Origin of the sequence: Kolteria novifilia (assembly GCA_007748055.1) — a bacterium.
GTDB classification, from domain to species: domain Bacteria; phylum Planctomycetota; class Planctomycetia; order Kolteriales; family Kolteriaceae; genus Kolteria; species Kolteria novifilia.
The window spans coordinates 4,115,996-4,129,425 of record CP036279.1 but is presented as its reverse complement, the minus strand read 5'-3'; the positions used below and the strand labels follow the sequence as shown (position 1 = coordinate 4,129,425).

The following is a 13,430-nucleotide window of genomic DNA, read 5'->3' as shown; positions in this document are numbered from 1 at the left end:
GAAGGAGACTTGCTACGTCGTTGGTTTGGCCGACGGGGGGTAGGTCGGGGCCAAGATGTTTGAAAGGTTGGGACGAAAAATCATCAAGAGCAGCAGCGGAAGGTACCAGTGGATGTAGGTCCCACCGCGATCGGCGTACCAAAACTGAAGCGCCAGGATCAACGCGGTCGACAGAGCGATCAGGTCGGCGAGATTCTTCTCCTTCGGCCAGAAGCCGAGGGCGATGAACATGAAGACGAACAGGACGAAGATCGGTAGCCGATACCAGTGCGTCGACGAACTCCAGAAGGAGTTCGGGGACGGTTGGAAGTACCACGCTTTCCACACCACCGACGAGATCCAAACTTCGAGGAACGAGCGAACCGGGTCGAGAAACCAGATCGCGATCCACAAGGCGGCGCTGGCGATGAGGAAAGCGATGAGGAAACGCTTGCCGCCCGCCCGGCCGTAGAAGCCGATCCACAGCGGGACCAGAAAGAGGGGATAGAAGAAGACGCCCGCGAGTCCGAAGAGGGATCCACTGATAATCGGGTAGCGAAACCAGTAGACCGCCCAGACGATGAAGACCGCCGGCAGGAGGTGGTCGAGTTTCTCGATGTTAATCGCCGTGAGCGGAAGCATCAGGTAGAGCGTCGCCATCCCCATGCCGGTGGAGACGCTGTTGAAGTGTTGGCTGCCGATCAGGACGAGGGCCAACAAGACGAGCACGTGGCAGGAGAGGACCGTTCCCCGCGCGACGGCGACCTCGAGCTGAAAACGGGTCACCGCTTCTTCACTGGGAATTTGGTCGGCCACCGATTTGACGCCGGCGACGACCGGCCGCATCAGGATCGACACCGCCGGGTGGGACGATTCTCCATTGCTGATCGGAACTTCGACCTTTTGGGCGAGGTCGTTGGATTCCTCGACCTTTTGGGCAAGGTCGTTGGATTCCTCGACCTCCTTGGCGACGTCGTCCGGCTCTTCGGCCTTGTCCTTTTCGGGGGGCGTGGAATCGTCGGCGGAAGTCGCTTTTGGGGCGATCGGCTTCTCGGAAGGGGAATCCTTCGTGGACACGCCGGGCTCGTCCGGCTTCTTCGCCGCCTTGGTCTCGTCCTCACTCTCTTCGTCGGAGACCCCAAGCAGTCGCGCCGCCTCCAGGGCGCTGGCTCGGCCGGAGGGATCGGGGGCCTTCACCATGATCTCGTAGGTCATGAAGCCAAAAAGGGCGACGGCCAAACAGGCGAGTCCCGAGAGGTTGAGGTTTGGCTCGATTCGGGGACGCCGCACGAGCAAGAGGTCGAAGAGCGAGCGGGCGAGGAAGTAGCCGGTCACCGCGAAGAGCCAGAGATAGCCCTGGTGGACGACGCGCATCACCGATTCGATGGTGGAGGGGGAGATCGCCCCCTCGTCGGGAGGCCGCAGGAAGAAATTCGCTCCCGTCGTCGTTGCCAAGAGCCCCGGCACGAAGAGGAAGAGAGTGACGAGATCCCAGTTGCGGAGGCTGAAGAACCTGGGGAATCTGAAGTAGACGGTGACCATCAAGATGAACGACAGGTAGAGCCACGTCGTTCCGTTGAGCCGTTCGAACTCGGTGAAGACGGAGGTCATGCGAGCCTCCCCCCACGATTCGGAAGATGCAGGGCGCGTCGGGCTGGTCGGGGAGCGACTGACAGCGTCATGTCGGCAGGTTGGGGCGAAACGCCTCGACCGGGAAGGGGCCGAGAGCGCGTCGATGGCGTGAGCGGTCGAACACCTTTCATCCTCATATTCCCAAACCCTTCCACGGTTTGGCAAGCCGCCAGCGACATTGTCGACATGTGGTTGCCGGCCCGACGCCCCGCTCGTCAGCTTGGGGCATTTGAAGCGGCTGTAAGGAGGAGCGTCATGCTCGTCCATCAAAAACCGACCCCGTTGTCCTATAGATCCGAGGCATGCGTGGTAGTCTTGCGTGCCACCTGGGACACGAAGCACCACCGACCGATCGCCACATGACTGAGACGACAACACGCCTCTGTGATCCGGTCATTCCTCCCTCCAGCCTACTTATTTTGTGGCCGGGAGAGGAACCACCGATGGCCGAGGAAATACGAGTACGCTTGGGAGAAGCCGGCCGAGCCGTCTCCGACAGCGAGCCTAGTGCCGCCGAAGAGACGCTTTGGAGCTTCTGGTATCAGCCCGCGGAGCGTCCGACCGACTATTTGATTTGGTGCGAGCCAGCGATTGACGCGCACTGGAACTTTGTTGGCGACGTTCGTTGGCGATCCCCCGAACAGCAGACCCTGGCGCGATCGACGCGCTGGTTGGTCGGGTTGGAGGGCCCACTGTCACCCAAACAGCCGACCATCGACTACCAACTGCAACTGCGGTTGTGCGATGAGATCTCGCGCGGTTGGGCCCCCGTCGTGGGGGACGCCAACTCGCTGGTCTATCGAGCGATCGAGGATGTGCGGTCGCTGGCGTCGGCGAACGTTCCCCCGCGAACGTCGAGCCTCTACAGCATCCACAAGCTCGTCGATCGCGAGGTCGATGGAGAACTTCGCTACTGGGTTCACACTCATGGCCTGGAACGAGCCGGCATTCCCGATTTGGAGATGTTCGACGTTCCCAAGAGCCGGTTGGGGGCCGCGAAGGAACTGATCGAGTCGGTCGCCGATCTTTGGATCGAGTTCGGAACGCCCGAACCGGAGGAAGAGTTCCTCATTGGGCGTGCGATGAACTTGCGTTGGCGTCCTTGGCACGACGTGGCGGCGTCAATGGCTCCCCGGGCGACCGGGGGTTGGCGTCTTCGCCAGGATGATCCCTCCCACGCCGGAAACCGAGCGGTGCTGGTCGACGCCACGGGCGAGGCGGGGGGAATTCGCGCCGCCGGGGCTCCGCTCGAAGTGCTCACCAAATTGGTCTCGACGGGAGCGATTCTCTTCAAATCGACCCAGGAGACCGACCGGACCGCGCGGCTCGCGTATGAGCAGTGGGGCACCTTCGGGCTCCTCTTCGCGAGCAAGCATCCCGAGGACTGGCGATTCGCGGTCAAGCTCTCCTACGACCAAGTCGAAGAGGGGGGCGGGACCGAGCACCTCTGGTTCGAGGTGAAGCAGCTTCGTCCGGGAGGAATCCGCGCGGAGTTGGTGAGCACCCCCAAGTCTGTCGAGGGAATGGCTCGCGGCGATGTCGACTGGCACAGCCTCGATCGGCTGAGCGACTGGCGGATCGTCACGCCGAGCCGCGTCTACGATCCCGAGACCGCCTCGATCCTCCTCGAATCCTCTTCGGTCTAGTTTCGACGATGTCCTACCCTCGGCGATGAGGTGCCTCGGGCCCTTGTCGCCGCCCCCTTCCACTCCATCTCTGGCGTCATTGCCTACCCGTTGACATATACCAATCACTAGGCGGGAGTCGTTCGCGACGACCTTCGCCTCCTCTTGGGCTGGTATTGCAATCGTTGCGCCTTGTGGAGAATGGGGATCCATGGTGAATCGAGCGGCGGACGTGGTGGGGATCGGAGCGGTGACGTGGGATCGATTTCTCGTAGTGCCGCGCTATCCCAATCCCGACGACAAGGTGCGAGCGATTCAGACCGAGGAATGCGGCGGCGGCCAAGCGGCGACGGCGCTGGTCGCTCTGAGCCGTTGGGGGCTCCAGACGCGACTGGTCGCGATGCTCGGTTACGACGACTACTCCGAACGCATTATTCAGGATCTCGACAGCGAGAATGTCGGTACCGAACGGTTGATCCGCCGCGAGGATGCGGATGGCCGTCGGACGACGGTTCTCGTCGACAATCGCTCGGGCAAGCGGGCGATTGTCAGCGGTCCTCACTGGGTGCCCCCGATGCGAGTCGACGAAGTGACACCCGATCTCTTCGACGGCGCCCGTGTCTTGCACCTCGACACGACGGTCGACGAGTGCGCGCTCGAAGCGGCGGTGCTCGCGAAAGAGAAGGGGCTCCTTGTCACCCTCGACGCCGAAGTGATGAACGACCGCACCGAGGAGCTTCTGCGGCACTGCGACTATGTGATCGCATCCAGGGAATTCGCCCAGCGTCTCACGGGGGAGGAGAAGCTTGGGCTTGCGACGTATGGCCTCTCGCTCCGGTCGGGCAAGCCGGCGATCGTCACCGATGGCGAGCATGGTTGCGACTACGCCAACGGGGAGAAGGAGGCGTTCCATCAGCCTGCCTACCGGGTTCCGGTTGTCGACGGGACCGGGGCCGGGGATGTCTTCCACGCGGCGATCATCTACGGAGTTTTGTCGGCCTTCGACATACGCAAGACGGTCCGGTTCGCCGCATGGGCGGCCGCGAACGTTTGTCGCGAAGTCGGAGGGCGCAAGGGAATTCCCTCGCGCGACGACGTCCACCGCTATCTCTATCACGACAAGGGCGACGCCAAGTCGACGGATTAGCGGACTTGGCTCCGTCGCTTCCGAGCCCCCGAAGGCCGCTAGCCACTTGTGGGCTGGTGCCAAAGGGTTCGGGGGACGCCAATTCAACCGAGCGCGCGATCGTGACGCGCTAGCTCGCGCCCGACTCGACGACGTCGGTCACCGCGCCTCCGTTCACTTCCCCGTCCGTGACCGGGATCCCCTCGCACTGCTCGATCCAGACCATGGCGTCGTTGAACTTCTCGAAGCACCGGTCGTGGCCGATCTTGTCGAGAATCTTCAGCTTGTCGAGTACCCTTCGCGTAGAGGGACGAAGGCCGGTGATGACGACAATCGCGCCGTTGGCGTGCGCCTTATCGATGATGTCATCGAGAAGGAACGCGCCGGACATGTCGATCATCGGCACTTGGTGTAGGCGAATCATCAGGTAGTCGTAGTCGTTCATGCTGCTGGCCACGCGATAGAGCGTGTCGGAGACACCGAAAAAGAGGGGGCCCTCCAACCTCAGTTTGAGAATCCGCTCCTTGAGTTCATCGGGCATGACCTTGTCGCCGGGGAACTGCCGTTTGGCTTGCTTGACGCTGACGACGTCCTGCTCGTAGAGACTTCCGAGTTCGTGAATGACGCGGACAAAGGCGATCGCCACACCGACGCCCATCGCGACAAGTAGATCGACCGAAACGGTCAGGAGCAGGACGGCCCAGAAGCAAAGCGCGTCGGTAAACGGCATCCGATGCAGCACGGGCAGGACGCGATAGTCGATGATGTCGATGCCGATCTTCAGCAGAATGCCCGCCAGGCAGGCGATCGGAATGTAGCTCGCGAAAGGAGCCAGCCCGAGCATCAGCGCGAGTAGCACGACACCGTGAACGAGGCCGGCCAGTCCGGACCGGCCGCCGCACTTGATGTTCGCGACGGTGCGCATCGTCGCGGTCGCGGTGGTGACCCCCCCGACGAGGCCGCACATCATGTTGGCAATCCCTTGGCCGAAAATCTCCCGATCGCTGTTGTGGCGATCGTCGGTCATGTTGTCGGCGACCAAACAGGTCAAAAGCGAGTCAAAGATCGCGAGCCCCGCGAGGGCGGTGGCGGGGCCGATCATTTCGTCGAATCGAGAGAAGCTGGGCCAGTAAATCTTCGGTAGCCCAGTCGGCATTTCGCCGATGTAGGCGATATCGAATTGAAAGATGGCCGCGATTCCGGTCCCGACCAGGAGCCCAATCAACGGCCCTGGCAGCCAGCGAACCGGGCTAATGCGCGGCCAGAGGACGATGGTGGCGAACGTCGCCCCCGAGACGATCACCGCCCGTGGGTCCTCGTGGAGGATGTCGTAGGGGATCTGGCGAATCGCCTCCCAGACGGAGCTTGGGGTCTGGAATCCGAGCATCGCGGGAATCTCCAGCACGACGATGATCACGCCGATGCCGCACATGAAGCCGGAGACGACCGAGTAGGGGGTGTAGTAGATGAACCGCCCCACCTTGAGCAACGCCAACCCGACGCAGACCAGCCCACTGAGGAAAACGAGGGAGAAGATGAAGCCGAGATCTGCCTGACCATTGGCGAGTCTGGTGAGCTCGACGATGGCCGCCAATTGGACCACCTTCGGTCCGGTCGGGCCGCTGACGCCGGTCTTGGAACCGCCGAAGAGGCCGACGAAGATGCCACCGCAGATCGCCGCCCACATCCCTGTCTCCGGGCCGAGTCCCGAGGCGACACCAAAAGCGAGGGCCAGGGGAAGGGCGATGACGGCGACCGTCAGTCCGGAGAGGATGTCATTGCCTACGTTCTGGGCAAAGTGCCGGACGTTGTGCCATGGATTGAAGTCGTCGAGATAGCGGACGACGGTTTCGCTTAGCTTGGTTGGAGAGATACCGGCCACATGAGACCTCCCGCTGGCGAGCCGGAGCATCCTTCCCTTGATCCATGGGAAAGCTCTCGCTCGAGCGAATCAGGAACGATCGAGTACGAATGGGACGAACAACGCATCAATGGATTGACTGACCTGCTTCACGGGAGACCAACAACGGGGTGCGTTGCGAGCCTGGTCGACGTGAAGAATGATCAGTGGTTAGAGCGTGTGCAAAGGTGGTGCCCGGCTCGAATGATCGTGCGGGAGATGGGAGGTCGGGTAGGACGCCAGCTCGAAGATCAAGCCGCGATTGGCTTGGCTGTCGGGGCAAATGGCATCGGGGAGGGCCGCCGATTCGACCAGCTTCTCCGCTTCCTCGGCGTCCTCTTCTTCCTCCAACTCGATCGCGACCCAGTCGCTTGGATGCTCGAGACCGAGAAAGTCACCCTGGGTCAGCGCGCTGATGGGCAAGACCACCGGGACAGCGACCAGGAGAAGAGCAAGGCGCAGAAGTTTCGTCACAACATCGGTGAACATAGGCCTCGATCATAACGTCGATCCTCGATTCGTCCATGACAATTTTCAGGGAGGGACGCAAGCGCTCGTTCGGCGATGGGCGAGTTGGTCCGCGTGAGCCAACGACTTGCTGACGCCGAACTACCAACGCGGCGCCGAATCATGTGGGGGACGCCGTGACGCGTATGGGTTAATACAACTCGCTCTGGGACGGGCTGTCGGTTTGTTGGCGTCGTCCATCGAAAAGAGGGCGTTCTGCCAATGCTGCCTCCTTCCTCACGCTCCGGTCTTGAACGCAACGCCAGTCTCTACCCGCTCTACGCGTCCCTGTTCGCCGCCGACTTCTGGCTTCCGGTCTTCTTCCTCTATTTCAGCGAGTCCCTCTCCTTGGAAGCCGCGATTCTCTTGGAGTCGATCTACTTTGCCGCGGTCTTTCTCCTAGAGATCCCGTCGGGCTACTTCTCCGACGTCATCGGGCGGCGAATCACCTTGGTGATCGCGGCGGCGACGACGGCTCTCGCGTACGGTCTCTTTTTCTTCGCGACGACCTTCTGGCAATTCGCCCTGGCGCAGATCCTTCTGGCCGGGGGGATCGCGTTCAACCGCGGGACCGATGTCTCCTTCCATTTCGACACGCTAGCCTCCCTTGAACGGGAGGAGGAGTTCGCGCCCCGCGAAGCCCTGGTGGCTCGAAACACCTTCGCCGCGTCGGCAATCGCCTCGCTCGGCGGCGGAGTGATCGGGTGGTTCTCGCTCTCTTGGGCATACGCCGCCTCGCTCCTCGCGGCGCTGGGGGCTCTTCTCATCGCGCTGCGATTCACGGAGCCCGCCGCGCACGAGCGTCCCGCTAGTTACTCGCGTGATTTCGCCAAGCAGATCGGCCGATCGCTCGCCCACTTGCGCGATCCGGCGCTGGCGTGGATCTTTCTCTTTTCAATCTTTTGGGTCGTGCTTAACCACATCCCGTACGAGTTCTACCAGCCCTATATTCGGCTAGTGGAGGCGAAGGAGGGATGGAGCGGGCGATCGACGCCGCTGGTGGCGGGATTGAGTTCCGCGGGGGCGATGCTCGTCGGAGCATTTGTCGCCGCCCGAAGCACCAAGCTTTGCCAGCGGATTGGGACGGCTCCCACGATGTTGATCTCCCTCGTCATCCAAGGGGCGATCATCGGCGTGATGAGCCTGATGCTCGATGCGTGGGTGGTGGTGATGCTCTTTTTCCGCGTGGTTCCCCGAGCGCTGGCGACCGCGCCGATCAACGTGGCGGTCGCTCCCCGAGTGGAGCAGTCGCTGCGGGCGACATACTTGTCGCTTCAGAGCCTTGTCGGCCGGCTCGCTGTTTCCGGTGTCCTCGCAGGACTCTGGCTTTTGCCGAAAGATCACTCGGCATCGACGTGGGACTCGCTCTCGGTCATGCTCCGGGCCGCTTCGGTGATCGCGGTCGTCGGGTTGGGGCTCTTGTTGCCGACCGCGGGACTGGCGCGGATCGACCGAGCGGAGTAAGCCGAAGTCAGAGCCGGCACTTGAGATGAAGCTTCGTGACCTGACGGGCAAGTCCGTTCCATCGGATTTCGTCCATCGATCGTGCGGGAGTCTCCTGAATGACAGGCGTTTCCCGCAAGCCCACGGCGAGCGTGGGTCTTTCCCGGATGTCCACGGCGAGCGTGGGTCTTTCCCGGATGTCCACGGCGAGCGTGGGTCTTTCCCGGATGTCCACGGCGAGCGTGGACAGGCACCTTAGAACTTAGATGGACCAGTTTCCTAGCCCTTGGAGGACTTCGCGCGAGTCTTCTTTCGAGGTGACTTCTTTGGGTTGGGCCTTGTCGACAGATCGACGGGGCGGCGGGAGGTCGGGATGGGAATCTTCTCCTTGCCGGAGAGATAGCGTCCCGTCAAGCTTCGCTCTTGCTTGAGGACGTCGCGCAGGGTTCCCTCGGCGACGACCTCACCGCCGCGCACGCCCGGTCCGGGGCCGAAGTCGACCACGTGGTCGGCGGCGCGAATCGTGTCCTCGTCGTGCTCGACCACCACCACCGTGTTGCCTTGATCGCGGAGGCGTTTGAGCGTTTCGAGCAGTCGAGCGTTGTCCCTCGGATGTAGCCCGATCGATGGTTCATCGAGGACATAGAGGACGCCGACCAAGCCGCTTCCGATTTGACTGGCGAGCCTGATCCGTTGGGCCTCGCCACCCGAGAGGGTCGGGGCGGGGCGATCGAGGGCGAGGTAGCCGAGCCCGACGTTTTCCAGAAAGCCGAGCCGACCGCGAATCTCTTTGATCAGCTCCGAAGCGATGGTCTGTTCCACTTCGCCCAGTGATTTCGGCACGTCGCTGGCGAAGAAGGCTTGGGCGTCGCTGACGGGCATTCGTTCCACATCGATCAGCGATCGGCCAGCGACGCGCACGCTGCGAGCCTGTTCGTTGAGCCGGTCGCCTCCGCAACGCTCGCAGTCGAGCACGCGCATGTACTTCTCGAACATCGCGCGATGCATCGGGCTATTCGTCTTGCGGTACTTGGAGAGGTACTGGGGAACGAGGCCTTCCCAGGAGCCGCCGTGAAGGTGAGTCTTGCCGCGGGTTCGCCAGGCGTAGGTGATGTGCCGATCTCCCGCGCCGTGCAGGACCGCGTACTGGATCGACTCGGGAAGCTCTTCCCAAGGCGTGGCAAGCGAGAACTCCATCGTCTCGGCGAGTCCCTCCCAGAGGTGTCGACGCCAACGCCCCATGCCGCGAAAAGTGCCTACCAGTGCGATCGCCCCCTGTTGGATCGACTTCGAGGGATCGGGAATTAGGAGTTCGGGATCAAAAGTATGAATGCGTCCCAGTCCATCGCATCCTGGGCACATTCCCTGGGGACTGTTGAAGCTGAAGAGTTGCGGACTTGGCGGAGCGAAACTGAGTCCACAGCGCGCACAAGCGTAATTGGCGCTTAGTCGGGTCTCCTCGTCGCCGGTGACGACGACGACCATTCCCTCGGAGAGTTCCAAGGCGGACTCGATCGCCTCGGCGATGCGCCCGCGATTCTTTGGGACGATGGAGACCCGGTCGATGACGATGTCGATTCGGTGCTTCATCTGGCGGTCGAGGTGAAGCTCCTCGGTGAGCCGGTGGAGTTCCCCGTCGACGCGGGCTCGAACGTAGCCGCGTCGGGCCATCTCCGCGAAGAAGTCCTTGAACTCTCCCTTTTGATCCTGGACCACCGGCGAGAGGATGAGCGAGGGAGATTCGCTCGACTCGGCCAATACCCGCCCGAGGATCTGTTCGCGCGACTGCGCTTCGATCGGATCACCACACTGGGGGCAGAAGCCGGAGCCGACCCGAGCGTAGAGGACGCGCAGGTAGTCGTGAATCTCGGTGATGGTGCCGACGGTGCTGCGTGGGTTGGAACCGCCGGTCTTTTGTTCGATGCTGATCGAAGGGGAAAGGCCCGCGAGGTAGTCGACGTCGGGTTTCCTCATCTGGCCCATGAATTGACGGGCGTAGGAGGAGAGCGATTCGATGTAGCGACGCTGCCCCTCGGCGTAGAGCGTGTCGAACGCGAGGGAACTCTTGCCCGATCCCGAGACTCCCGTGAGGACGACGAGTTGGTTCTTCGGCAGTTTGAGCTGGATATCGCGGAGGTTGTGCTCGCGCGCCCCGCGAATCTCGATGAAGTCGTTCATGGTCAAGCCATCCATGTGCTAGAGCGGACGTCGCCGATTTTCCGATGGCGAGTATTCTACGATTGTTTCGCCGGAGCCTAGCAGTCCGTTGAATTAAGCGGGCCAAGGCGAGAACGAGCAATTTTGGCCAAGATCAAGGAGGAGAAACGCAGTCGAATCCGTAGATCCGACGAGGTTTTTCGACGCCGCGTTTCGTCAAAAGGGCCGTTCGTAGCCGGCAGCGAATAGATCAACGGGCTGCTGGTGTCCTGATTGGCAAGTTCGTTCATGAAGTCTCGGCGATTTGATCGCGCGGGAGTTTGCCCCATCACAGGCATTTCCCCCATGCTCGCGGCGAGCGTGGGCATGGCATCCAAAAGTCATTTAGACAATGAATTAACCAATCAGGAGCCTAGAAGAGCGGTGAACCGTTAATAGGCGGGCGAGCCCTTGGCTTGAGCTGTCGCTTTGGGAAGCATGACGCGAAAGACCGTGCCCTCGCCGGGCGTCGAGTCGAAGTCGATCTCCCCGCCGTGCATCAGGGCGAAACGATTCGCGATCGTGAGGCCCAATCCCATGCCCCGCTTGCAGAAACCATAGTCGCCCGAGGAGTGGTGCGTCACATCCCAGGTGCCGAAGAGCGGTTCGAAGACGTGTGGTTGATCGGCCCAATCGATGCCGACGCCGTGGTCGTTCACCGAGAGGACAAACTCGTCGTCGGTCTCCTCCCCGGTGAGCTCGATCGTTGCCTCGTCTTGGGAGAACTTGATCGCGTTGGTGATCAGGTTCACCAGCAGATCTCGAAAGTGGAGGGGGCTGACGTTGATGGTGAGATCGTCGGGAGTGACCCGTTCGACGAGCGTCTGCCGCCTCTTGTTGAGGTAGGGGCAAACCTGCGTCTTCGCCTCCGAGAAGAGGTCGCGAACGAGGACGTCCTCCCGAAAGAGAGGCCGGTCGAACTGTTGCTCTTGCAGTACCTTGAAGATATCCGCCAGCAGTTCGTGCATCTGGGTACCCGCGCTGCGGGCGCGGTCGAGGAACTCGCGCACGTCGTCTTGTTCGCACTTGATCAGCGCGAGTTCGAGCATGCCCAGGACGATTGTCAGCGGCGTGTTGAGTTCGTGGCTGGCGACGGTGATGAAGGCCGTCTTGTGTTGGTTGGCGACTTCGAGTTGTTCGCGAAGCCGACGCCTCTCGGCGCGAAGCTCGAATTGAGCGAACGCCTGGCGAACGGTCGCTTCCAGGTCGGCGGGATCCCACGGCTTGCAGATATAGCGAAAGATGTTGCCGCGGTTGACCGCTTCGATCACCGACTCGAGATCGGTGTATCCCGACATCATCAGGAAGATCGCCTCGGGATGGTCTCGGCAGACGATATCGAGAACTTCCGGGCCGCTCATGCCCGGCATCCGCTGGTCACAGAGGATCACGTGGATATCTCGCTTGCCCAGAATCTCGAGGGCACCGGCGCCGCCGTCGGCGGTATGGACGTCGTAGTCACGACGAAACATGGCTCGCAACGACGCGAGAACGTCGCGCTCGTCATCGACAATCAGAAGTGACTGCTGATCGATTTCACTCATCAATGAAGTGCGTTGTCTGCCGCCCTTGTCCATCCACGCTAAGAATCAATTCCGACCCTCCCGTTACCTCCGAGTCACGAATGGGGACCGGAACATGAAACTCACCATCAATGGTATCAGTTTCCCCGGTCCGGGCGCGGTCGAATCTTAAGAGGAAGCCGACGCTCGGCTCTCGCCGTCCAATCGCGTTTCAGCGCAATCGAGCGATTGAGAAACACGAATCACCGAGAGGCCGTCGTCTGGAGCGAGGGCTCGCCGAGGACCGCCCGATACAGAGACGCCGTCTGTCGAGTCATTTCATCGGCCGAGAAGTGCTGGCGAACGAACTCCTGACCCGCGATGGCGAGTTGTCGCGAACGCGTCGGGTTGTCTAGCAGGTAGCGGATCTTTTCCGCCAGGGCGATATGGTTGGCCCGCGGAACGAGCAAGGCGTGGACGTTGTCGACGAAGAAGTCCTTGATGCCTCCGACCCGGGTCGCGACGACCGGCTTGCCGAGAGCCATGGCCTCGATCATGACGGTCCCCAGTCCCTGCTCGAGGCTCGGCACCACGAAGACGTCGACCGTCTCGAGCAACGCGACGTGGTCGGGGACATGGTCGATGAACGTGACGCGATTGGCGATGTCCAGATGGCGGGCCGAACGCCGGAGGATTTCCTCATCGGGCCCGCTGCCGGCGACCAGAAACTCCACGTCGTGGCCGGCCGAGAGAATTAGCTCGGCGGCCATCAGGAAGTAGGTCACTCCCTTGACCGGTTCGAGCGCGCACGCCGTTCCGACAATGGGAATTCGATTCTCGCTGCGCGCGGTGGGGAGCCGGGGCATGGGAGGCAGTTCGACGCCCGTCGGGATCATTTTGACTAGCTCTTGGGGAACGCCGGCTCCCAACACCAAATCACGCTCGATTGTCGGACTGACGGCGATGATCGCTCGCAACCGGTCGGGTTGAATGCGCAGGGACTCTTGGACCGGAATGATGTCGTCGACCGTCACGACGTAGGGGCAGTCGAGCCGATCGGCGAGCTCCACCGCGACGTCGTCGATGTGGCGGCGTTGAGCATGGATCAACGCGGGAGGTTTCTTCTTGAGGTCATCCTTCAGATGTCGAAACATCGCCCAGGTCGAAAGCGACCGAAGATAGGGGCGCGTCAGATGCGGAATCTCGTGGATGTCGAGCTCATCGTGGGCTCTGGAGGGAAGCGATGCCGCGGACTCGCAGATGATGGTCGGGTGAAAGCCGTACTCGTGGAGATGACGGGCAAGCCGGAGGGTGTAGAGCGAACTACCCCGCAACCCGAAACTCGACCCCAAGAGCCAAACCGGGATCAGATCGTCGGTCTGCGTCGATGTCGCGGCCATACTCTTCCCACTTGCGAGCATCCTCTCGTCGGGACGCTGCCGTGATCGTAACCGAGCCACCGCACGCTTGGAAGTCTAGGCTCCGTCTTCTCGTTCGGAGGCTGGCTGCTCGCCAGCCAG

9 protein-coding genes are annotated in these 13,430 nt (G+C 61.8%); 3 read left to right on the top strand and 6 right to left on the bottom strand.

Features of this window, described 5'->3' with window-relative positions:
- Positions 1–12: 12 nt before the first annotated feature.
- The gene (locus Pan216_RS15150) at positions 13–1,590 is read right to left on the bottom strand and encodes a hypothetical protein (protein ID WP_145258980.1); all 1,578 of its coding nucleotides are present in this window, start codon (positions 1,588–1,590) and stop codon (positions 13–15) included.
- 380 nt (positions 1,591–1,970) lie between these two features.
- On the opposite strand from Pan216_RS15150, the gene Pan216_RS15145 reads away from it, so the two are divergent.
- Entirely contained in the window at positions 1,971–3,257 is a 1,287-nt protein-coding gene (locus Pan216_RS15145; RefSeq protein ID WP_419192561.1) for a DUF4026 domain-containing protein, read from the top strand.
- Between the two features lie 190 nt (positions 3,258–3,447).
- Positions 3,448–4,383 carry a PfkB family carbohydrate kinase gene (locus Pan216_RS15140; protein WP_145258977.1) on the top strand — a complete coding sequence of 312 codons (936 nt, stop codon included), beginning with the start codon at positions 3,448–3,450 and terminating at the stop codon, positions 4,381–4,383.
- A gap of 109 nt (positions 4,384–4,492) precedes the next feature.
- Here Pan216_RS15140 and Pan216_RS15135 read toward each other — a convergent pair whose 3' ends face one another.
- Entirely contained in the window at positions 4,493–6,244 is a 1,752-nt protein-coding gene (locus Pan216_RS15135) for a SulP family inorganic anion transporter (RefSeq protein WP_419192560.1), read from the bottom strand.
- A 189-nt stretch (positions 6,245–6,433) separates the two neighbouring features.
- Positions 6,434–6,751, bottom strand: a complete 318-nt coding sequence (locus Pan216_RS15130; protein ID WP_145258973.1) for a hypothetical protein — start codon at positions 6,749–6,751, stop codon at positions 6,434–6,436.
- A 240-nt stretch (positions 6,752–6,991) separates the two neighbouring features.
- Here Pan216_RS15130 and Pan216_RS15125 point away from each other — a divergent pair, with 240 nt between their 5' ends.
- The gene (locus Pan216_RS15125; RefSeq protein ID WP_145258971.1) at positions 6,992–8,233 is read left to right on the top strand and encodes an MFS transporter; all 1,242 of its coding nucleotides are present in this window, start codon (positions 6,992–6,994) and stop codon (positions 8,231–8,233) included.
- 258 nt (positions 8,234–8,491) lie between these two features.
- Here the strand turns inward: Pan216_RS15125 and uvrA are convergent, their stop codons facing one another.
- The 3 genes from uvrA to Pan216_RS15110 form a co-directional block, all read right to left on the bottom strand.
- Entirely contained in the window at positions 8,492–10,390 is a 1,899-nt protein-coding gene (gene uvrA / locus Pan216_RS15120; RefSeq protein WP_473092135.1) for an excinuclease ABC subunit UvrA, read from the bottom strand.
- A 410-nt stretch (positions 10,391–10,800) separates the two neighbouring features.
- Positions 10,801–11,952 (bottom strand): hybrid sensor histidine kinase/response regulator, encoded by a 1,152-nt coding sequence (locus Pan216_RS15115; RefSeq protein ID WP_419192559.1) that lies wholly within the window; start codon positions 11,950–11,952, stop codon positions 10,801–10,803.
- 221 nt (positions 11,953–12,173) lie between these two features.
- A complete protein-coding gene (locus Pan216_RS15110; protein WP_145258965.1) occupies positions 12,174–13,331 on the bottom strand; it encodes a glycosyltransferase family 4 protein in 1,158 nt (385 codons plus the stop codon).
- Positions 13,332–13,430: the final 99 nt, after the last annotated feature.